Genomic DNA, 18,730 nt, shown 5'->3' with positions numbered 1-18,730 from the left:
AGGGATGCTCACGTTCTACAACGAACACCATGCCCAGCAGGCCCCCTGCTCCGGGCCATGGGACGAGCATCCAGATGCGCTCGCGCTGACGCTGGCGGAGTTCGAGCGGCGCGGCCTGGGCCGCATCGTGACGCCGCAGGGCGTGCCCCTGGTCTCGCTCGAGCGCGTGCACACGCCGCGCTACCTGCACTTCCTGCGCAGCGCCTGGAGCGCGTGGACGGCGCTCGATCCCGCCAACGCGCAGCGCAATTTGCTGCCCACGCTCTGGCCGGCCCACGGCGTGCCAAGCGCGCCGGAGCCGGACGACTTCTTCGCGCGCCTCGGCCTGTTCGCCTCCGACAGCGGCACGCCGATCGGCGCCGGCACCTGGCTCGCCGCCAGGACCGGCGCCGACTGCGCCATCAATGCCGCCCACGCGCTGCGGGTGGGCGAACGGGCCAGCTTCGCGCTGACCCGGCCCGGCCAGCATGCGCGCGCCGAAGGCTTCGGCGGCGGCTGCTTCCTGAACACGGCGGCGCTGGCGGCCCAGCACCTGCTGGACGACGGCCTGGGACGCGTGGCCATCCTCGACATCGCGCGCCACCATGGCGGCGGCGCCCAGGACATCTTTTATGCGCGCAGCGATGTGCTGGCCGTGTCGCTCCACCTCGACCCGCGCCAGGCCTACCCGTTCTACAGCGGGCATGCCGGTGAACAGGGTGCGGGGGCGGGGCTGGGCTACACCATGAACCTGCCCTTGGGACGCGATTGCGGCAGCGCCCAGTGGCTGGCCGCGCTGGAGACGGCCTGCGTCAAGCTGGCCATGTTCCGGCCCGAAGCACTGGTGGTTCCGCTGGGCGGACTGGCGCAGTGCTTCGGCCTGCAGGGCGGCGACCTGCTGCGCATCGGCGAGCGCATCGCCCACCTCGACCTGCCCACGGTCTTCATGTTCGAGGGCGGCCACGGCGCCGTGCACATCCTCGAAGGCTTCGAAACCGCCGCGTGAGCGTGATACGCGCGGCTCCCAACCTATTTCATTCCCATGATCGACTGGCAGTTCACCCATTTCAACGACCTGACTCCCGCCGAGCTGTACGAAGTGCTGGCCCAGCGCCAGGACGTGTTCATCCTCGAGCAGACCTGTCTCTACCCCGACATCGACGGCCTCGACCCGCAGGCCCACCACCTGCTCGGCTGGCGCACGGTCGACGGCCAGCGCCGGCTGGCGGCCTACCTGCGCGTGCTGGGTCCGGGCGTGAAGTACACCGAGATGTCGCTCGGCCGCGTCATCACCACCAAGGCCGCACGCGGCAGCGGCGCCGGGCGCGCGCTGCTGAATGAAGGCATCGCGCGCGCCGAGGCGCTCTACCCGGGCCATCGCATCCGCATCGGCGCCCAGCAATACCTGGAACAGTTCTACCAGAGCTTCGGCTTCGAAACCGTCTCCGCACCCTACGACGAAGACGGGATCATGCACATCGACATGCTGCGCTAGCGCGCCGGCGCCAGCAGCACGGCGCGGCAGTCGCCCTCCTCGGTGCAGGCGTAGGCGGCGATCTGGCGGGCGTCGTTGATGCCGACGGCGTCCAGCACTGTCCAGATCCCGCGTTTGGCGACCAGGTCGTTCAGGTCGTGCATCACGCCGTCGCGGTAAAGGAAGGCATGCGAAAAGCTCTCGCCCGGCACATCGCCGGCGCGGGTCGAGTAGCCGACCACCATGCCGGCATTGTTCAGGGCGCGCGCCTCGGTGGTGGCGCCGCCGAAGGAGCCGAGGTCGGTCATGGCGCCGCCGCGGTACAGGAAGGCGTGCTGGACGTCGGCATTCACGAAGCTCGTGCCGGCCACTTCGCCGCGCTCGTTGATGGCCGCGGCCGCGCTCGACGGGCCTCCCAGGGTGCCGAGGTCTTTCATGACGCCCTTCGCATACAGGAAGGCGCGCTGGGCCGTGAAGCCGCGCAGGAAGGACACGCCAACGACCGCGCCGGCCTTGTTGATGCCGGTCGCGCGTGCCACGCCGCTGCCGAGGCTGCCGATGGCGGTCATCTTGCCGCCCGAATGGAGAAAGGCGCGGTCATTGCCGGCGCGGTCCAGCGCATACCCGGCGACCTGGCCGCTCGTATTGATGGCGGTGCCGAAGGTCGGGCGGCCGTTCAGCATGCCGAGGTCGCGCGCCGCGCCGCCCTGGTACACGACGGCATGGGACACGCCGTTCTTCGTCTCCGAGGAACCGGCGACCTGGCCGGTCGGGCTGATGGCCGCCGCCACGCTGCCATTGCCGCCAAGCGTGCCCAGGCTGCTCATGCTGCCCTGCGACCACAGGAAGCCGCGCCCGTCCGGCCCGATACCCACGATGCGCCCGCTGGCGTCGATGGCGTGCGGCGTGGTGTTGGACGGCAGGAAGCTCATCGTGTAGACGGACTGGCTGTGCGCAGCGAGCGGCGCGAGGAGTGAAGAGGACAGCAGGAGGGCAGGCAAGGAATAGCGCATGACGAACCTTTGATGCTTGAGTGAAGGGGACTTGCAGCATCTCGGATAGCCAACCCAGCAGGTTTGAGATATATCAATGTCCAAAATCTCATCTGGACTTCTTTCGGCGACGCGGTTGCGCCGCCAGCCGGCCTGCCACGCAGACAATCACGGTTGCGAGCAATAGCCAGCCGTCGGGCTCGCCTTGCGCGGCGCGCAGCGGCAGGCAGGCGGCAACGGGCGCCACAGGCGCGGTGGCGGACACGGAAGGGAGAGCGAGGAAGAACAGCAGGAAGGGAAAGCGCATGGGCGGAGGCTGGCGGAGTCGTCGGGACTCGCAGCATCGGGCATCCAGCACGCCCGCCCCCTGCGCAAGCGCAGGCGTGCACGCAAAAAAAACCGGGGCAGCGCCCCGGTTCATTTGCCAGCAATGTCTTACTCGACCTTGGTCAGCGTGATCTCGAACACCAGGCCATTGCCTGGCGGGACGCTACCCGAACCGCGGTCGCCGTAGCCCAGGCTTGCCGGCACTTCGATGGTGCGCTTGCCGCCCACCTTCATGCCGGTGACGCCCTGCTCGAAGCCCGGGATCACGGCATTGGTGCCGAGCTTGAACGAGAAGCTGTTCGATTCGACGCGGGTGCCCTTGTGGTCGGCGGCCGACGCGCTGTACAGCCACAGGATGTAGGTCACGGTGGCGGTCTTGCCGGAGACGGCTTCGGCTCCGGTACCGACGGTGTCGTCCTTCTTCACCAGCTGGGCCGGATTGTTCGGGTTGGGCGTACCGGAATCGCCACCGCCGCCGCCGCAGGCGGTCAGGCTGAGAATGGCGGCGAAGGCGGCGGCGAGGAGGAACTTCAGCTTCATGAGACGGATCCTTGGGGTGGAAAGTAAAGTGCGAAAAGTTAATGCAACGTAATTTCGCACCTTACCGGAGCCGTCTCCGGGCGTCTGTCCCCCGACTGTCCGTCTTTTGTATCGATCTGTCCTTATTTGTAATGGGGTGGCAGCATCAGATCTCGACCTGGGTGCCGAGCTCGATGACCCGGTTCGGCGGGATCTGATAGTAGTCGGCAGCGGCACGCGCATTACGCGACATCATCACGTACAGGTGCTCGCGCCATGGCGCCATGCCGCCGCCCGGCGCCGAGATCACGGTCTGGCGGGCGATGAAGAACGAAGTCTCCATCATCTCGAAGTTCAGGCCGAGGCCGCCGCACTGGCGCAGGATCCCCGGGATGTCCGGTTCGTCCTTGAAGCCGTACTGGACGTTGAGCTGGAAGCAGTTGTGGCCGAGCTCCACCACCTCGACCTGTTCCTCGCTCGGCACCCACGGCACCTCGCGCATGTGCACAGTCAGGAACACAACGCGTTCATGCAAGACCTTGTTGTGCGACAGGTTGTGCAGCAGGGCATGCGGCACACCGTCGCTCTCGCCGCGCAGGAACAGGGCGGTCCCGGGCACGCGCGCGGGCGGCGCCACGAACAGCGATTCCATGAAGGCTTCCAGCGGAATCGCATGCTTTTCCAGGTTCTCGAACACCAGCTCGCGGCCGCGCTTCCAGGTCAGCATCAGGGTCAGCAGGACAGTGCCGAGCAGCAGCGGGAACCAGCCGCCATGGAACAGCTTGAGCGTGGTCGACGAGAACAGCATCACGTCGATCACCAGGAAGAAACCGGTCGCCCCCAGGCACACGGCCAAGGGCAGGCGCCAGCGGTAGCGCGTCACGAAGAAGGTCAGGATGGTGGTCGCCATCATGGTGGCGGTCACCGCGATGCCGTAGGCGCCGGCCAGTTCGTCCGAGGAACCGAAGCCGATCACCGCGATCAGCACGACGGCCAACTGCACCCAGTTGACGGCCGGGATGTAGATCTGGCCGATCTCGCTTTCCGAGGTGTGCATGATGCGCATGCGCGGCAGCAGGCCGAGCGCGATCGCCTGCTTGGTCATCGAATACGTGCCGGAAATCGTCGCCTGCGAGGCAATCACCGCCGCCATGGTCGACAGGATCACCAGCGGGATCACGCTCCAGGTGCCGAGCTGGTGGAAGAAGGGATTCTCGACCGCGTCCGGCTGCATGATCAAGAGGCCACCCTGGCCAAGATAGTTCAGCACCAGCGCAGGGAAGGCGATCATGAACCAGGCCATGCGGATCGGCCTGCGGCCGAAGTGCCCCATGTCGGCGTACAGCGCTTCGGCGCCCGTGATCGCCAGCACCACGGCGCCCAGGGCCACGAAGGCAAGCAGCTTGTTTTCCATCATGAAGCGCAGCGCATGCCATGGATTCAGGGCGTTCAGGATCACTGGCGCTTCGATGATGTTGATGATGCCCATCACGGCCAGGGTGAGGAACCAGATCAGCATGATCGGGCCGAAGAAGCGGCCGATGCCGGCCGTGCCGTGGCGCTGCACGCTGTACAGGATCACCAGCACCACCACTGCCAGCGGCACCACGTAGTGCGACATGCCGGGGGCCGCCACTTCCAGGCCCTCGATCGCGCCCAGCACCGAGATCGCCGGCGTGATCACGCTGTCGCCATAGAACATGGTGGCGCCCAGCACGCCGATCACCAGCAGCGGGAAGTGCCAGCGCGAGTGTTTCGTGACCGAGTTGGTGGCCAGCGCCATCAGCGCCATGATGCCGCCTTCGCCGCGGTTGTCGGCGCGCAGCACCAGCGTGACGTACTTGAGCGAGACGATGACCGTCAGCGCCCAGAAGATCAGGGAAATGATGCCGAGGATGTTGGGGGTGGTAAGGGGAAGGCCGTGTTCGGCGTCGAAGATCGCGCGCAGGGTGTACAGCGGGCTGGTGCCGATATCGCCGTAGACGATGCCAATGGCAGCCAGCGTCAGCGCCGCGATGCTGCTCTTCTTGTTTTCGGAACTCAAGGTTGCACCATTGTTCTGTTCTGGTGCGCCGCACCATAAAATAACGACAAGAAAATTGCAAGAAGATTTCTTAGAACCTATGTCGGTAGGTATGAGGAAGTGGATGCCGATGCATGGGAAGCGCGGGCAAGGCGCGAGGAGGCCGCATGGCTGGCCATGCAACGACGAGCAACGCGGCCCCCGCTTTCCAGGCGCGGCAGCAACGACTCATACCTGCCGAGATAGGTTCTTACGCATCATACACCTACGCAAAAAGGCCCCGCGCCAGCAGAGATATTGCGCATCAGGGATAATGTCATCCCAGCAATCGTCTCTCTCCTCCCATGCGTTCCGGTATCCTGTCCGCCGCCCTCGCCTTCCTGTGCTGGGGTCTCTTCCCTATCTATTTCCATGCGATCGGCGAAGTGCCGCCGGCCCAGATCCTGGCGCACCGGGTGCTGTGGTCCCTCGGCTTCCTCCTGATCGTGCTGGCCTTCCGGCGCCAGTGGAAATGGCTGGCGCAGGTGCGCCAGCCGCGCGTGTTCTGGAGCTTCGTGGCCTCCGCCTTCCTGCTGTCGGCCAATTGGCTGGCCTACATCTGGGCGGTGAACAACGGCCATGTGATCGAAGCAAGCCTCGGCTACTTCATCAATCCACTGGTGAACATCATGTTCGGGTTCCTAGTACTGAAGGAGCGCATGCGTCCGGCGCAATGGGGCGCGATCGCGATCGCTGCGCTGGGCGTCGCCTGGCTGACCTGGCAGGCGGGCTCGGTGCCCTGGATCGCGCTGTTCCTGGCGGCTTCCTTCAGCGGCTACGGCCTGCTGCGCAAGACCGCGGCGCTGGGTGCGCTGGAAGGCCTCTCGTTCGAGACCATGGTGCTGTTCCCGTTCGCGGCCGCCTATGTGGCCTGGCTGACTGTTAACGGAGGCAATGTCTTCCTCGAGGTGGACTCGGATACCACCCGCGTGCTGCTGGTCGCGGCCGGCCCGATCACGGCCATCCCGCTGCTGCTGTTCGCCACCGGCGCGCGCAAGATTCCGCTCTCGATCCTCGGCCTGCTGCAGTACCTGTCGCCGACCATCCAGTTCCTGCTGGGCGTGTGGCTGTTCCAGGAACACTTCAGCAGCGACCGCCTGGTCGGCTTCGCGATGATCTGGGCCGCACTGGCGCTGTTCGCCGGCGAAGGCCTGTGGCGCAACAGGACCGCCAGCGCCAAAACCTGATCCGGGACCGCGCGGGACACAAAAACCAGTGTCCCGCGGGACGGGTTCCGGGTATCCTGTGCACCTTAAACAACACCAGAGTCAAAGCATGGCCAATTACGTCTATACCATGAACCGCGTGGGCAAAATCGTCCCGCCAAAACGTCAAATCCTGAAAGATATTTCCCTGTCCTTCTTCCCCGGTGCGAAGATCGGCGTGCTGGGCCTGAACGGCTCGGGCAAGTCGACCCTGCTGAAGATCATGGCCGGCATCGACACCGACATCCAGGGCGAAGCGCGCCCGATGCCGGGCCTGAACATCGGCTACCTGCCGCAGGAACCGCAGCTCGATCCGGAAAAGACCGTGCGCCAGGAAGTCGAAAGCGGCCTGGGCGAAGCGTTTGAAGCACAAGCCAAGCTGGAAGCCGTGTACGCCGCCTATGCGGAAGAAGACGCGGACTTCGACGCGCTGGCGAAAGAGCAGGAACGCCTGGAATCGATCATCGCCGCAGCCGATGGCGGCAACCTGAACCTGCAGATGGAAATGGCCGCCGACGCGCTGCGCCTGCCGCCGTGGGACCAGAAGATCGGCGTGCTGTCCGGCGGCGAGAAGCGCCGCGTGGCGCTGTGCAAGCTGCTGCTGAGCAAGCCCGACATGCTGCTGCTGGACGAACCGACCAACCACCTGGACGCCGAATCGGTCGAGTGGCTGGAACAGTTCCTGCTGCGCTTCCCGGGCACCGTGGTGGGCATCACCCACGATCGCTACTTCCTCGACAACGCCGCCGAATGGATCCTGGAACTGGACCGCGGTTCGGGCATCCCATGGAAGGGCAATTACTCGTCGTGGCTGGACCAGAAGCAGGCACGCCTGAAGCAGGAAGAAGCGACCGAATCGGCACGCCAGAAGGCGCTGGCCAAGGAACTGGAATGGGCGCGCCAGAATCCGAAGGCACGCCAGGCCAAGTCCAAGGCCAGGTTGGCCCGCTTCAATGAACTGAGCGAATACGAATACCAGAAGCGCAACGAGACCCAGGAGATCTTTATTCCTGTGGCCGAGCGCCTAGGCAATGAAGTCATCGAGTTCAAGAACGTCTCGAAAGCCTTCGGCGACCGCCTGCTGATCGACAACCTGTCCTTCACCGTGCCGCCGGGTGCGATCGTCGGCATCATCGGCCCGAACGGCGCCGGTAAGTCGACCCTGTTCAAGATGATCGCGGGCAAAGAGCAGCCGGACAGCGGCGAAGTCGTGATCGGCAAGACCGCCAAGGTCTCGCTGGTCGACCAGAGCCGCGACGAACTGGCCAACAACAAGACCGTGTTCGACGACGTCTCCGGCGGCGCCGACATGCTGAGCGTGGGCCGCTTCGAAATGCCCTCGCGCGCCTATCTTGGCCGCTTCAACTTCAAGGGTTCGGACCAGCAGAAGGTGGTCGGCAACCTGTCGGGCGGTGAACGCGGCCGCCTGCACCTGGCCAAGACCCTGCTGCAGGGCGGCAACGTCCTGCTGCTAGACGAACCGTCAAACGACCTGGACGTGGAAACCTTGCGCGCCCTGGAAGACGCCCTGCTCGAGTTCGCCGGCAGCGTGATGGTGATCTCGCACGATCGCTGGTTCCTGGACCGTATCGCGACCCACATCCTGGCCTTCGAAGGCAATTCGCAGGTGACCTTCTTCGACGGTAACTACCAGGAATACGAAGCTGACAAGAAGAAGCGCCTCGGCGAAGAAGGCGCGAAACCGAAGCGCATCCGCTACAAGCCGCTCACGACCTAAGCCCTTGTTTCGTAATGGAAAGCCCCGCATTGCGGGGCTTTTTTTTATTCGCGGAAACGGAACGCAGGTTTGCAAAAGTCGTGTGTAGAATCGTCGCGTTTAGGCCTGTAGGCCAGGGATCTGCGCTGCCGTTCTGCGGCCTGCGCTGACAGTGCTTATGATTGATTACCGCAACAACCGCGTCCCGGGCGGGACCTTCTTCTTCACGGTGCGCCTGCTCGAACGGGGAAGCACCCTGCTAACAGACCATATCTCCGCCTTCGGCGAAGCCATGCGCCTGGCGCGCGTGCGCAAGCCCTTCCACGTCGATGCCTGGACGGTCCTGCCGGACCATGCGCATGCAATGTGGACGCTGCCACCAGGCGACCACGACTGTTCCAGCCGTTGGCGCGCAGTCAAGATTGCCTTTTCCAAGGCCTTGCGCAAATCCGCCATGCCGGATGTCAACGAGGGCGCGATCTGGGAGCGCCATTACCAGCACTACCGCGTCGGCGACGACCACGAATACGCGGCGCTGGTCGACTATACCCACACCGATGCGGTACGCCATGGCTTCTGCAGCCATCCGCGCGAATGGCCCTGGTCCTCGCTGCACCGCTTCATCAGTGCCGGACACGAGGCGCCGGCGCCGGAGCTGATCGTGCCGCCGTGGATACACCGGCCACAGCCAAATGGCTTCGCCCGGCTGTAAACGGTGGTCGGCTCCGCCGACCGCGCGTTCAACTAGCGGATACGTCGCTGCAATGCATGCTTGATCTGGACGCGCGGTCGGCCGAGCCGACCACCCTACAAAAACAAAAGGCCCCGCAGGGCCTTTTGTTCTGGGTGACAGAATCGCTTAGAAAGCGTACTTGGCACCGATGGTGAACACGTCGGCCTTGGCGCCGAAATCCTTGCTCTTGCCATAGCGCTCGTATTCGCCGACCAGCGACACGTTCTCGTTGATCTTGTACTCCGCGCCGACTGCGCCATAGGCTTCGGTCTTGCTGCGGCTCATGCTGGCGTTGACGAGCTCGAGTTCGTTCTTGACGCGGGTAGCGCCCAGCTTGCCGTACACCGAGAACTGCTCGTTCACCGGCATGCTTGCCTTGGCGGCCAGGTAGAAGGCATGGCCTTCGGTCTCGCCACGGTTGTTCACGCCGCCGATCGAATAGTTGACGTCCGACTTGCGGAAGTCCGTATAGCCCGCCTCGACACCCCAGGTCTGGTTGAACTCGTAGCCGCCGAAGAGCTTGCCGGAAGCCTTGTAGCCTTCGGTGTCGACATTGGTGGCGCCGGACGTCTTGAAGTCATGGTCGGCGCTGGCAATACCGGCGCCGACATAGGCGCGCGGGGCAGTGGTGGTCTGGGCCTGGGCAGCCGACATGGCGGCTGCGGATGCGATCAATACAGCGACAAGCTTCTTCATTACGCGAATCCTTTACATGACTGGTTCGCGATTCCCATCGAATCGCGATGTAGCCAAGATAGCATTCAGGTTTCTTAATTAAAGGCCCAGAACCCGTAAAAACTGTAAGCAGATGTAACTTAATGACCGAAGAGTTAGATATTTTATAAAAAGATCATGAAAAATCGATGCTGCTTACACGATGTTCCTGAAAGTTAGATTAAGACGAGGGCCAGTGGGTTTGGCAGTTTTGTTGATTCCGTGCATCCAATTGGCCTGCATCTGCCCCGCCATGAACAGCAGGCTGCCATCGGTCAGCGGCAGCTTCAGGGTCTCTTTCGTGAGCTTGTGGCGCAGGATGAAAGGCCGGGTCGCGCCGAAGCTGACCGAGGCGATCGCCGGCTCAAGGCCCAGCTCGGGCTCGTCGTCGCTGTGCATGCCCATGCTGTCCCGGCCGTCCCGGTAATAGTTCAGCAGCACGCTGTTGTAGCGCCGGCCAGTCGCCTCTTCGGCGGCCCGGCGGATGGTGTCGAGCAGCGGCGTGAACGGCAGCGGCGCCAGGCTCAGGCCCGAATAGCGGTAGCCCTTCTCGCCATGCCAGGCGCTGAGGCGCGGTTGCAGGTGACGCTTGCCGTAGACGACCACGCTTTCCTCGCGCCAGTCGGTTTCGGTAATCAGACGCGCTAGCACCTCCTCGTTCGGCCAGGGCAGCGGCAGCTGGGGGAGAAAGGCGAGTTCGCCGTCGCGGATCGGGATCGGGATCGGCTTCAGATCGGCAGCTGGGGCGAATAAGTCCATTGTGCAATGTTTATGGCTATGATGAGGCTTTCCCCTCACCCCATCATTTTCGCATGGACAAACGTCATTTCCTGGGCGCGGCACTGGCGTCAAGCGCCCTGCCCGCGCTGGCGGCCACCCGAAAGACAGCGAGCGGCCCTACCCTGCTCACGATCACCGGGGCCATCGAACGCAGCAACCGCGGTGCGCTCGACCCGGTGCGCGACCAGATGATGTTCAAGCAAAAGCTGGCGTTCACGCGCGCGCTGGCGCTGGACTTCGCGGCCATCGCCGCCCTGCCGGCGCGCACGATCCGGCCGACCCTTGAATACGACGGCAAGCCGCATGCCTTGCGCGGGCCGCTGTTGGCGGACGTGCTGGCACTGGGCGGCGCGCGGCCGGCGGACCAGGCCAAGGTTTTGCTGCGGGCGGTGGATGGCTATGCGGCGGCGGTCCCCATGGGCCAGCTGCGGGCCTGGGGCTTCATCGTGGCGACGCACCTGGACGGCCAGCCGATGGCGCTCGGCGGGCTGGGACCCTTATGGGCGGTATACGACGCCGACCGCGTGCCGGAAATGGCGGCGCGGAAGGTCACGGAACGCTTCGGAGCCTGCCCCTGGGCGCTGTACCACATCGAGGTACAGCCTTAAAGCGCTTGGCAAAACTCCGAGGGCAAGGCGCATCTTCGAAGACAGTACGCCAGTACGGCGAGACGATGCGACGCAGCCATCGGGGGAATTGCCGGGCGCTTTCAGGCGTAGGCTTCGGCCAGGCTCATGACGCGCGGGGTCACGGTGATGCCGACGTTACCGAACAGCGTTTCGATCGCGGCCAGGTTGGCCTGGCATTCCTCGGCCTTCCAACCGTTGAACAGATCGGTGCCATCCTTCTGGAAGTGCAGGTCCAGCACCTTGCCCTTGTCCTTGTGGACATAGCTCTGCTGGTGGATATTCTTGAAGCCGAGTTCGGCCAGACCCGCCAGCACGGACTGCGGCGGATTGTCCGGATCGGTGGCCAGGAAAACACCGAAGGTCTTGCCGGGCGGTTTTGCGGCGACATCGATATCGTAAATACCCGGGGCCTTGGTGACGCTGGTGCTCTTCAGGAACAGCATGTTCTCTCCTTATCCTCTTACCTGCTTCGAACGCAGGTGGATCGGTTTGTATTGATCAGCAGCCTAGCTTATTGCTCTCTGGGAACTTTGTCGATCTTTGTCTGCACTTTTTTGGGTTTAGCGCAGCAATAGCCCCCAAACAGTGCCGCCAATTAACAACGCACAAGCCAACATCCCTGTAATAAAGCCAACTTCCCGCTTTGCCGGATCACGGTAATAGCCCAGCGCGTAGGCAATCCGGCCCAGGCACCACAGCATGCCCCCAAGCGCCGCCCAAACGTCGCCCAAATAATAGGCACACATCCACAACGGCACCAGCAACAGGGGCAACTGCTCGAGCGTATTGGCTTGCACCCGCTGGCAGCGCTGGAACTCTTCCGGGCCATCCATGATGGGCGCCGGAATGTCGTGGCGGATGCGGGCGCGGCCGGCGTTCACGCCGGTCCAGAAATACACGCCGAGTGCGGCCAGGGTGGCCCAGGCAGTCAAGAACATCGAAAATCCTGTGAATAAAGTGGGGATAAAGCCGGGATAAGACAGGGATAAAACGGGATAAGTCAGCCTGCGCCGCGCTTGCGGCGCGCCAGGTCGGCGGTCGGCGCCACCAGGGCTTCGTACAACTGGCCGGTGAAGGGGTCCCAGCGCGTGACAGCCTCCTGCTGGCGCGCCACGGTGGCGAAGTCGCCGCGCGCGACCGGGCCGCTGAGGGCTGCTTCAGGGCCGAGGCGGAACACATTGGCCAGGGTTTCGCTGGCCAGCGGCCGCGCTAGTTCGCGCGCGACCTCCGGCGGCACGCCGGCAGCCTGGTAGGCGCGCAGCGCGGCGTCAAGCACCGTCACCAGGTAATTCGACGCGAACACGGCGGCCGCGTGGTAGACCGTCTTGGCGGCGGGATCGATGCGCACGATGCGCGCGCCGATCGCGGCGAAGGCCGGCTCCAGCACGGCCAGGGCCTGCGAGTCGCCCTCGATGCCGCAAAAGGTGCCGGCGAAGCTCCCTGCGACCGCTGCCGGGTCGGCAAAGCTGCGGATCGGGTGCACGCTGGCGACAAAGGCGCCGGCCTCGCGCGCCGCCTGCAGTTCGCTGGAGGCCTTGGCGCCGCTGCAGTGGAACACCACGGCGCTTGCCAAGTGGCCGGCTCGCGCCAGCGCTTCACAGGCAGGCACGATGGCGTCGTCGCCCACCGCCAGCATCCACACCTGCGCGGGACGCATCCGCACCAAGGTGTCGCAGGCGCTGCCGGCGCCGATGAAAGCGACGGCCTCACGCGCACCGTCCGGGCTGCGGGTCAGCACGTCCTGCACGGCGAACGTGCCGGTGGCGGCGAACAGGCGCCCCAGCGCGCGGCCGACGTGGCCGGCGCCGACCAGGTTCAGCGTCGGACTCACGTCAGAAGCTGGAGCCGGGCAGCTCGAGGAAGGCCAGTTCTTCCGGCGTGGAGGCGCGGCCGAGGATGGCGTTACGGTGCGGGAAGCGGCCGAAGCGGGCGATCACGCCGCGGTGACGGTGCGCATAGTCGAGCGCTTCACCGAAGCCTTCGTGCTGGCCAGCCAGTTCGGTGAACAGGCTCACGCACTGCTCCTGCATGTGCGCGTCTTCCGCGTGCTCGAAGGGCATGTAGACGAACTGGCGCTCGACGGGTGCCAGCGCCAGGTGTTCGCTGGAATCCACCAGCTGGCGCGCGCTGGCCAGTGCCAGCGTGTCCCCAGCAAAGGATTCCGGCTTGCCGCGGAAGGCATTGCGGGTGAACTGGTCGAGCACGATGATGCGCGCCAGCGTGCCGCGCGGTCCCAGCTCGTCCCACTCGCGCAGCCCGCCCGCCAGCGCCTGGCTGATCAAGGCGCCGAAGCGCTCGCGCAGGGCGGCATCGAAGGCTTCGTCCTTGCGGAACCATTCGACCCGCTGCTTCCCGTGGCCTTCAGCGCCCTCAGGAAGGAACCAGAAATCGAGAACGTCTTGTGCTTGCATTGATGAACCCCAGTAATGAATAGCGATAGTTATTATTGTTGTTTTTTGCTTAATTGCGGGCGTGCGAGAGCTGGAAGGCTTCCAGGCCTTCGAAGGCGGCCAGCTCGTCGGCCAGCTCGGACAGCGAGGCCCCGCTTTTCCTCGACAGGGCCAGCGCCACGAAGCGCCATTCCTGGCGCCCTTCGTCGCTGCTGATGGTCAGCGAGCTGCCGGCGATCTCGTAGCCGCGCTCGAGCGCCGCCGTGCGCAGCACGTCTTCGCGCGGGAAGACCTGCGGCTTGAAGCGCATGCGCACCGCCACCGCGTGACGCGACGGCAGGATGGTTTCTAACCGGTTCAGGTAGATCATGATCATGCCCGAGAAGAAGGCCAGGCCCATCGCCGCCAGGTAGAAGCCGACGCCGACCAGGATGCCGATCGCGGACGAAGCCCAGATCGAGGCTGCCGTCGTCAGGCCGCTGATGTTGAAGCCTTCGCGCATGATGACGCCGGCGCCGAGGAAGCCGATGCCGGTCACCACGCCCTGGATGATGCGGGTCGGGTCGACCGGCGCCAGCACGCCGCCATGGCCGCCGTACCAGAAGTCCGGGTAGCCGGCCAGGATGGTCAGCGCGGCCGAAGCCATGCACACCAGGCCATAGGTGCGCATGCCGGCCGCACGGCCGTGGTAGGCCCGTTCATAGCCGACCAGCAGGCCGAGCGCCAGCGCGCCGGCCAGGTGCAGCAGGATCAGGCCATTGGTGAAGATGCTGGATTCGGACCAGTACGCCCCGAGGAGTTGGTTGGAAGGCATAAGAGGCTGTTACGCTCCCGGCTTCTTGCGAACCAGCTGCTTTTCGAAGGCCTCGTCGTGCTTGCTGATGCGCTTGACCTCCTGCGGACCGAGGCCATTCACGAAGGCGACGAATTCGTCCAGCTCCATGGGCGCGTTCAGGGCCGGGGCGCCCGGCGCTTCCGCCAGGTAGAACAGGCCGTCGCCGGTGCGCGCCATCGAATATGCGACATTACCGGTACGCTTTTTCAGGCGCTCGACGGCGGCGCTGGCGCGGGTCGATCGGGAGCTCGCCATGTTAGAAGGCCTCCGTGCGCTTGATCAGCCAGTCGCGCGCCGCGCCCTGCACATGCGGTTCGAGACGCGCGCGCACCATCGCGTGGTAGGCGTTCAGCCACGCGATCTCGTCTTCGCGCAGCAGCGCGCGATCGATCGGGCGGGTATCGATCGGGCACAGGGTCAGGGTTTCGAAGCCCAGGTACTCGCCGAACTCGGTGGTGTCGACCACCTGGTTCAGCACCAGGTTCTCGATGCGGATGCCCCAGCGTCCCGGACGGTAGATGCCCGGCTCGATCGAGGTGATCATGCCCGGCTCCATCGCGGTGTGCGGGTCCGGCGGCACGGCGGGCGAAATCGTCTGCGGGCCTTCGTGCACGTTCAGGAAGTAGCCGACGCCGTGGCCGGTGCCATGGCCGTAGTCGATGCCGGCGGCCCAGATCGGTGCGCGCGCGATTGCGTCCAGCAGCGGCGCGCGGGTGCCGCGCGGGAAGCGGGTCGAGGACAGGTTGATCAGGCCCTTGAGCACCAGCGTGTAGTCGCGCTTCTGCGCATCGGAAGGGGTGCCGACCGGGATCACGCGCGTGATGTCGGTGGTGCCGCCCAGGTATTGGCCGCCCGAGTCGATCAGCAGCAGGCCGTCACCCTCGATGACCGCGCAGCTTTCTTGCGAGGCGCGGTAGTGCATGATCGCGCCGTTGCTGTTGAAGCCGGCGATGGTCGAGAAGCTCGGGCTGATGAAGTTCGGTCGGCGTGCGCGTGCGGCCGTGATGTGGGTGTCGATCGCCACTTCGTCGAGTGGTGCACGGCCCGCATCTTCCAGCAGCGGCTCGAGCATCGCAAAGAATTCGCACAGGGCCGCACCGTCCTGTTCCATCGCGGCGCGTACGTTGACGGCTTCGCTGTCCAGCTTGCGCGACTTGGCGAAAGTGGTCGGGTTGATCGCTTCGGCCACGTTCACGCCCTGGGCGACGGCCGCGCGCATGCCGGCGGTGACGCGGCGCGGATCCAGCAGCAGCGTGGCGCCGTCCGGCAGCGCGGCCAGTGCGGTAGCGGCGTTCGCATACGGCGCCAGGTGGACGCCGTCGGATTCCAGGCGCGCGCGCACGTCAGCCGGCACCTTGCCCTCGCCCACGAACAGGGTGGCGTCGGCGCGGCCGATCAGCGCGTGCGCCAGGAACACCGGATTGAAGCTGACGTCGGCGCCGCGCAGGTTGAACAGATAGGCGATATCGTCGAGCGTCGAAATGAAGTGGTAGCCGGCGCCGTGCTGCTCCATGGCGGCGCGGGTAGCGGCCAGCTTGTCGGCACGGCTCATGGTCGCATACGGCGGCAGGTGCTCGAACACCGGGTCGGACGGCAGCGCCGGGCGGTCCTGCCAGACTTCGTCGAGCAGGTCGACATCAGTGCGCAGCTGGATGCCTTTTGCACTCAGCGCATCGGCCAGCAGGCGCGCACCGGCCAGGCCGAGCACCCGCGCATCGACGGCGACGGTCTGTCCTGCAGACAGGTTCGCAGCCAGCCAGTCCACGTGCATCTGGCTGGCGGCGCCCGGAATCTTCATCAGGGCAATCTCGCTGCCGGCCAGCTCGCTCTCCGCCTGGGTCCAGTAGCGGCCATCGGTCCAGACGCCGGCGAAGTCGCGGGTGGCGATGAAGGTGCCGACCGAACCGGTGAAGCTTGAAATCCACTCCCTGCCCTTCCAGTGGCCGGGCAGGTATTCCGACAGGTGCGGGTCGCTCGACGGCACGAGGTAAGCGTCGATGCCGGCGCGCGCCATCGCGCTGCGCAGCCGGGCAAGCTTGTCGGCACGGGCTTGTTCGAATTCGGGAGTGGACATGGCTTGGTCATTCAGGTTGTTATCCAAGCCACGTATGATACGCCGCAATGCCATGACGTGGCGCGTCGACTTATTGCGTTATGACATCATCCGCTACAATGTCATCAACACGAACAAGTTGACCGGCACCTAGCCGGCGCAGGAGACGGACATGGATTTCGAAGCGGCCAAGCGGCTGTGCCGCAGCTTCCCCGGCTGTACCGAGGACACCAAGTGGGACCACGACACCGTGTTTTCGGTCGGGGCCAAGATGTTCGCGGTGACCAACAAGGACGGGCCTTCGCAGGGCTTCAGCCTGAAGGCGGACGACGAACGCTTCCTGGAACTGACCGACCGGCCCGGCATTGTGCCGGCGCCTTATCTGGCGCGCGCCAAGTGGGTGTTCGTAACGCCGGAGGCCCAACTGGACGACGCTGAATTCGCCGGGCTGCTGCGCCGTTCCTACGAACTCGTGTTCGCCGGGCTGACCCGCAAGCTGCAACGCGACATAGCCGGCTGATCCCAACAGAAACGCGCCCGCCGACCCGATTGGCGCATAATCTGCACCGCCATCTTTACACCAGAAGACAGAACGACATGCAAGACTACCACCATGACCGCGCCCGCGCGCTGCTCGCCAACGCTACCCAGATCGTCACCCCGGAACAAGTGCAGGCCGCGGTGAAGCGCGTCGCCGACGAACTGAACGCGCGTTTCGGCGCCCCCGACAACAAGGCCTTCCCGCTGGTGCTGGGCGTGATGGGCGGCGCCGTGGTCTTCACCGGCAACCTGCTGCCGCAGCTGAACTTCCCGCTCGAATTCGACTACATCCACGTCAGCCGCTACGGCGACGCCGACCGCGGCGGCCAGATCGTGTGGAAGGTCATCCCGCGCCAGGACGTCACCGGCCGCACCATCGTGGTGGTCGATGACATCCTCGACGAAGGCGAGACCCTGGCCCACGTCAAGCAGCGCCTGCTCGACATGGGCGCGGCCGAAGTGATCGTCGCGGTCTTCGCCGACAAGGACCTCAAGCGCGCCAAGCCGATCAAGGCCGACCTGGTGGGCCTGACGCTGCCGAACGAATTCGTGGTCGGCTTCGGCATGGACGTGTACAACTACTGGCGCAACCTGCCGGGGCTGTGGTCGATCAACCAGGATGACCTGAGCGCGGCGGAGCCGGAGCCGGAGTTTCCGGTGCCGGACGCCAAACGCCTGGATTAATCTGTAGGGTGGGCAGGTTTCCTGCCCACGCGGTCAACCGGCTGCAAGATCGTCGAGCACGGTGTTTCACCCTCTAACTATCACCGCGTGGGCGGCAGAGCCGCCCACCCTACGGTTCAGCGAATTGCCAGGCGTTCGCGCGCCGCGGCGTATTCGGCCTTGAGCCGCTCCACCATCTCGGCCACGGTCGGCACGTCGTCCATCAGGCCCACGCCCTGGCCCGCGCCCCAGATGTCGCGCCAGGCCTTGGCGCTGCCGCCGCCGAAGCTCATCTTGCTCTTGTCCGATTCCGGCAGGTTGTCCGGATCCAGTCCTGCCGCGACGATCGACTTCTTCAGGTAGTTGCCATGCACGCCGGTGAACAGGTTGGTGTACACCACGTCGGCCGCGCTCGATTCGACGATCGCATCGCGGTAGGCGTCGGTGACGTTCGATTCCTTGGTCGCCAGCCAGCGCGAGCCGATGTAGGCGAAATCGGCGCCCATGGCCTGGGCCGCGAGAATCGCGTCGCCCGTGGCGATCGAGCCGGACAGCGCGACCGGACCCTTGAAGAACTTGCGCACCTCGCCCACCAGCGCGAAGGGCGACAGCGCGCCCGCATGGCCGCCGGCGCCGGCCGCCACCAGAATCAGGCCGTCCACGCCCGCCTCCAGCGCCTTTTGCGCGTGGCGGATCGAGACCACGTCGTGCAGCACGATGCCGCCGTAGGCGTGCACGGCGTCGAGCATCTCCTTCGGCGGCGCGCGCAGCGAGGAAATGATGATCGGCACCTGGTGCTTCACGCACACCTCGATGTCGTGCGCCAGCCGGTCGTTCGAGGCATGCACGATCTGGTTCACGGCGATCGGCCCCACCTTCTTGCCCGGATTGGCGGCCGCGTAGTCGGCCAGTTCGCGCTGCAGGTCGGTCAGCCAGGTGTCGAGCAGCTCGGCCGGGCGCGCGTTCAGGGCAGGGAAGGAACCGACGATGCCGGCCTTGCACTGGGCCGCCACCAGCGCGGGGCCGCTGGCGATGAACATCGGCGAGGCGATCACGGGAAGGGACAGGTCTTGCAACACGGGTGGCAGCGTCATGGAAGGCTCTCGGTTGTCGGTTGA

22 protein-coding genes are annotated in these 18,730 nt (G+C 65.2%); 8 read left to right on the top strand and 14 right to left on the bottom strand.

The features are described 5' to 3' along the window. Positions 1 to 4: 4 nt before the first annotated feature. Both LK542_RS05165 and LK542_RS05160 read left to right on the top strand, forming a co-directional pair. Positions 5 to 985, top strand: coding sequence for a histone deacetylase family protein (locus LK542_RS05165; RefSeq protein WP_227811074.1), 981 nt, complete (start codon positions 5 to 7; stop codon positions 983 to 985). 36 nt (positions 986 to 1,021) lie between these two features. Further along, the gene (locus LK542_RS05160; protein WP_227811073.1) at positions 1,022 to 1,474 is read left to right on the top strand and encodes a GNAT family N-acetyltransferase; all 453 of its coding nucleotides are present in this window, start codon (positions 1,022 to 1,024) and stop codon (positions 1,472 to 1,474) included. On the opposite strand, the gene LK542_RS05155 is transcribed toward LK542_RS05160, so the two are convergent. From LK542_RS05155 to LK542_RS05140, 4 genes are all read right to left on the bottom strand, one after another. Continuing rightward, positions 1,471 to 2,466: a hypothetical protein gene (locus tag LK542_RS05155; RefSeq protein ID WP_227811072.1), complete on the bottom strand. Its 996-nt coding sequence runs from the start codon at positions 2,464 to 2,466 to the stop codon at positions 1,471 to 1,473. The genes LK542_RS05160 and LK542_RS05155 overlap by 4 nt on opposite strands. 88 nt (positions 2,467 to 2,554) lie before the next feature. Next, positions 2,555 to 2,752, bottom strand: a complete 198-nt coding sequence (locus LK542_RS05150; RefSeq protein WP_227811071.1) for a hypothetical protein — start codon at positions 2,750 to 2,752, stop codon at positions 2,555 to 2,557. Between the two features lie 128 nt (positions 2,753 to 2,880). After that, positions 2,881 to 3,312 (bottom strand): FKBP-type peptidyl-prolyl cis-trans isomerase, encoded by a 432-nt coding sequence (locus tag LK542_RS05145; RefSeq protein WP_227811070.1) that lies wholly within the window; start codon positions 3,310 to 3,312, stop codon positions 2,881 to 2,883. 145 nt (positions 3,313 to 3,457) lie between these two features. Next, on the bottom strand, positions 3,458 to 5,335 hold the full coding sequence (locus LK542_RS05140) for a potassium transporter Kup (RefSeq protein ID WP_227811069.1): 1,878 nt from the start codon (positions 5,333 to 5,335) through the stop codon (positions 3,458 to 3,460). Positions 5,336 to 5,658: 323 nt separating this feature from the next. On the opposite strand from LK542_RS05140, the gene rarD reads away from it, so the two are divergent. From rarD to LK542_RS05125, 3 genes are all read left to right on the top strand, one after another. Continuing rightward, positions 5,659 to 6,540, top strand: coding sequence for an EamA family transporter RarD (gene rarD, locus LK542_RS05135; protein WP_227811068.1), 882 nt, complete (start codon positions 5,659 to 5,661; stop codon positions 6,538 to 6,540). Positions 6,541 to 6,628: 88 nt separating this feature from the next. Then, positions 6,629 to 8,296, top strand: coding sequence for an energy-dependent translational throttle protein EttA (gene ettA, locus LK542_RS05130; RefSeq protein ID WP_227801519.1), 1,668 nt, complete (start codon positions 6,629 to 6,631; stop codon positions 8,294 to 8,296). Positions 8,297 to 8,453: 157 nt separating this feature from the next. Continuing rightward, positions 8,454 to 8,987 carry a transposase gene (locus LK542_RS05125; RefSeq protein WP_227811067.1) on the top strand — a complete coding sequence of 178 codons (534 nt, stop codon included), beginning with the start codon at positions 8,454 to 8,456 and terminating at the stop codon, positions 8,985 to 8,987. 147 nt (positions 8,988 to 9,134) lie between these two features. Here the strand turns inward: LK542_RS05125 and LK542_RS05120 are convergent, their stop codons facing one another. After that, positions 9,135 to 9,704, bottom strand: a complete 570-nt coding sequence (locus LK542_RS05120; protein WP_227811066.1) for a porin family protein — start codon at positions 9,702 to 9,704, stop codon at positions 9,135 to 9,137. Positions 9,705 to 9,878: 174 nt separating this feature from the next. Further along, on the bottom strand, positions 9,879 to 10,481 hold the full coding sequence (locus LK542_RS05115; RefSeq protein WP_227811065.1) for an alpha-ketoglutarate-dependent dioxygenase AlkB: 603 nt from the start codon (positions 10,479 to 10,481) through the stop codon (positions 9,879 to 9,881). A 53-nt stretch (positions 10,482 to 10,534) separates the two neighbouring features. Here LK542_RS05115 and LK542_RS05110 point away from each other — a divergent pair, with 53 nt between their 5' ends. Continuing rightward, on the top strand, positions 10,535 to 11,110 hold the full coding sequence (locus LK542_RS05110; protein WP_227811064.1) for a molybdopterin-dependent oxidoreductase: 576 nt from the start codon (positions 10,535 to 10,537) through the stop codon (positions 11,108 to 11,110). A 101-nt stretch (positions 11,111 to 11,211) separates the two neighbouring features. On the opposite strand, the gene LK542_RS05105 is transcribed toward LK542_RS05110, so the two are convergent. From LK542_RS05105 to LK542_RS05075, 7 genes are all read right to left on the bottom strand, one after another. Then, positions 11,212 to 11,574 carry a hypothetical protein gene (locus LK542_RS05105; protein ID WP_227801511.1) on the bottom strand — a complete coding sequence of 121 codons (363 nt, stop codon included), beginning with the start codon at positions 11,572 to 11,574 and terminating at the stop codon, positions 11,212 to 11,214. Positions 11,575 to 11,691: 117 nt separating this feature from the next. Next, positions 11,692 to 12,069, bottom strand: coding sequence for an MAPEG family protein (locus LK542_RS05100; RefSeq protein ID WP_227801510.1), 378 nt, complete (start codon positions 12,067 to 12,069; stop codon positions 11,692 to 11,694). A gap of 62 nt (positions 12,070 to 12,131) precedes the next feature. After that, the gene (locus LK542_RS05095) at positions 12,132 to 12,962 is read right to left on the bottom strand and encodes a DUF2520 domain-containing protein (protein WP_227811063.1); all 831 of its coding nucleotides are present in this window, start codon (positions 12,960 to 12,962) and stop codon (positions 12,132 to 12,134) included. Position 12,963: 1 nt separating this feature from the next. Next, the gene (locus LK542_RS05090) at positions 12,964 to 13,542 is read right to left on the bottom strand and encodes a DUF924 family protein (protein ID WP_227811062.1); all 579 of its coding nucleotides are present in this window, start codon (positions 13,540 to 13,542) and stop codon (positions 12,964 to 12,966) included. A 49-nt stretch (positions 13,543 to 13,591) separates the two neighbouring features. Continuing rightward, positions 13,592 to 14,335, bottom strand: coding sequence for an MgtC/SapB family protein (locus tag LK542_RS05085; RefSeq protein WP_227801507.1), 744 nt, complete (start codon positions 14,333 to 14,335; stop codon positions 13,592 to 13,594). Positions 14,336 to 14,344: 9 nt separating this feature from the next. After that, entirely contained in the window at positions 14,345 to 14,611 is a 267-nt protein-coding gene (locus tag LK542_RS05080) for a hypothetical protein (RefSeq protein ID WP_227811061.1), read from the bottom strand. 1 nt (position 14,612) lies between these two features. After that, the gene (locus tag LK542_RS05075; protein WP_227811060.1) at positions 14,613 to 16,430 is read right to left on the bottom strand and encodes an aminopeptidase P family protein; all 1,818 of its coding nucleotides are present in this window, start codon (positions 16,428 to 16,430) and stop codon (positions 14,613 to 14,615) included. 151 nt (positions 16,431 to 16,581) lie between these two features. On the opposite strand from LK542_RS05075, the gene LK542_RS05070 reads away from it, so the two are divergent. Together LK542_RS05070 and LK542_RS05065 are read left to right on the top strand one after the other, a co-directional pair. Beyond that, the gene (locus tag LK542_RS05070; protein WP_227811059.1) at positions 16,582 to 16,929 is read left to right on the top strand and encodes an MmcQ/YjbR family DNA-binding protein; all 348 of its coding nucleotides are present in this window, start codon (positions 16,582 to 16,584) and stop codon (positions 16,927 to 16,929) included. Positions 16,930 to 17,006: 77 nt separating this feature from the next. Then, on the top strand, positions 17,007 to 17,633 hold the full coding sequence (locus LK542_RS05065) for a hypoxanthine-guanine phosphoribosyltransferase (protein ID WP_227801502.1): 627 nt from the start codon (positions 17,007 to 17,009) through the stop codon (positions 17,631 to 17,633). A gap of 116 nt (positions 17,634 to 17,749) precedes the next feature. Here the strand turns inward: LK542_RS05065 and LK542_RS05060 are convergent, their stop codons facing one another. Beyond that, positions 17,750 to 18,706 (bottom strand): nitronate monooxygenase family protein, encoded by a 957-nt coding sequence (locus tag LK542_RS05060; RefSeq protein ID WP_227811058.1) that lies wholly within the window; start codon positions 18,704 to 18,706, stop codon positions 17,750 to 17,752. Between the last annotated feature and the right edge of the window lie 24 nt (positions 18,707 to 18,730).

The organism is Massilia sp. IC2-477 (assembly GCF_020707265.1).
GTDB lineage: Bacteria > Pseudomonadota > Gammaproteobacteria > Burkholderiales > Burkholderiaceae_D > Telluria.
Note: the sequence above shows the minus strand (reverse complement) of the source record. Positions and strands in the feature narration are given on the sequence as shown.

Coding starts and splice junctions, on each gene's coding strand:
- LK542_RS05165 (WP_227811074.1), top strand. CDS start 5: ATGCTCACGTTCTACAACGAACACCATGCCCAGCAGGCCCCCTGCTCC.
- LK542_RS05160 (WP_227811073.1), top strand. CDS start 1,022: ATGATCGACTGGCAGTTCACCCATTTCAACGACCTGACTCCCGCCGAG.
- LK542_RS05155 (WP_227811072.1), bottom strand. CDS start 2,466: ATGCGCTATTCCTTGCCTGCCCTCCTGCTGTCCTCTTCACTCCTCGCG.
- LK542_RS05150 (WP_227811071.1), bottom strand. CDS start 2,752: ATGCGCTTTCCCTTCCTGCTGTTCTTCCTCGCTCTCCCTTCCGTGTCC.
- LK542_RS05145 (WP_227811070.1), bottom strand. CDS start 3,312: ATGAAGCTGAAGTTCCTCCTCGCCGCCGCCTTCGCCGCCATTCTCAGC.
- rarD (WP_227811068.1), top strand. CDS start 5,659: ATGCGTTCCGGTATCCTGTCCGCCGCCCTCGCCTTCCTGTGCTGGGGT.
- ettA (WP_227801519.1), top strand. CDS start 6,629: ATGGCCAATTACGTCTATACCATGAACCGCGTGGGCAAAATCGTCCCG.
- LK542_RS05125 (WP_227811067.1), top strand. CDS start 8,454: ATGATTGATTACCGCAACAACCGCGTCCCGGGCGGGACCTTCTTCTTC.
- LK542_RS05120 (WP_227811066.1), bottom strand. CDS start 9,704: ATGAAGAAGCTTGTCGCTGTATTGATCGCATCCGCAGCCGCCATGTCG.
- LK542_RS05115 (WP_227811065.1), bottom strand. CDS start 10,481: ATGGACTTATTCGCCCCAGCTGCCGATCTGAAGCCGATCCCGATCCCG.
- LK542_RS05110 (WP_227811064.1), top strand. CDS start 10,535: ATGGACAAACGTCATTTCCTGGGCGCGGCACTGGCGTCAAGCGCCCTG.
- LK542_RS05105 (WP_227801511.1), bottom strand. CDS start 11,574: ATGCTGTTCCTGAAGAGCACCAGCGTCACCAAGGCCCCGGGTATTTAC.
- LK542_RS05100 (WP_227801510.1), bottom strand. CDS start 12,069: ATGTTCTTGACTGCCTGGGCCACCCTGGCCGCACTCGGCGTGTATTTC.
- LK542_RS05090 (WP_227811062.1), bottom strand. CDS start 13,542: ATGCAAGCACAAGACGTTCTCGATTTCTGGTTCCTTCCTGAGGGCGCT.
- LK542_RS05085 (WP_227801507.1), bottom strand. CDS start 14,335: ATGCCTTCCAACCAACTCCTCGGGGCGTACTGGTCCGAATCCAGCATC.
- LK542_RS05080 (WP_227811061.1), bottom strand. CDS start 14,611: ATGGCGAGCTCCCGATCGACCCGCGCCAGCGCCGCCGTCGAGCGCCTG.
- LK542_RS05075 (WP_227811060.1), bottom strand. CDS start 16,430: ATGTCCACTCCCGAATTCGAACAAGCCCGTGCCGACAAGCTTGCCCGG.
- LK542_RS05070 (WP_227811059.1), top strand. CDS start 16,582: ATGGATTTCGAAGCGGCCAAGCGGCTGTGCCGCAGCTTCCCCGGCTGT.
- LK542_RS05065 (WP_227801502.1), top strand. CDS start 17,007: ATGCAAGACTACCACCATGACCGCGCCCGCGCGCTGCTCGCCAACGCT.
- LK542_RS05060 (WP_227811058.1), bottom strand. CDS start 18,706: ATGACGCTGCCACCCGTGTTGCAAGACCTGTCCCTTCCCGTGATCGCC.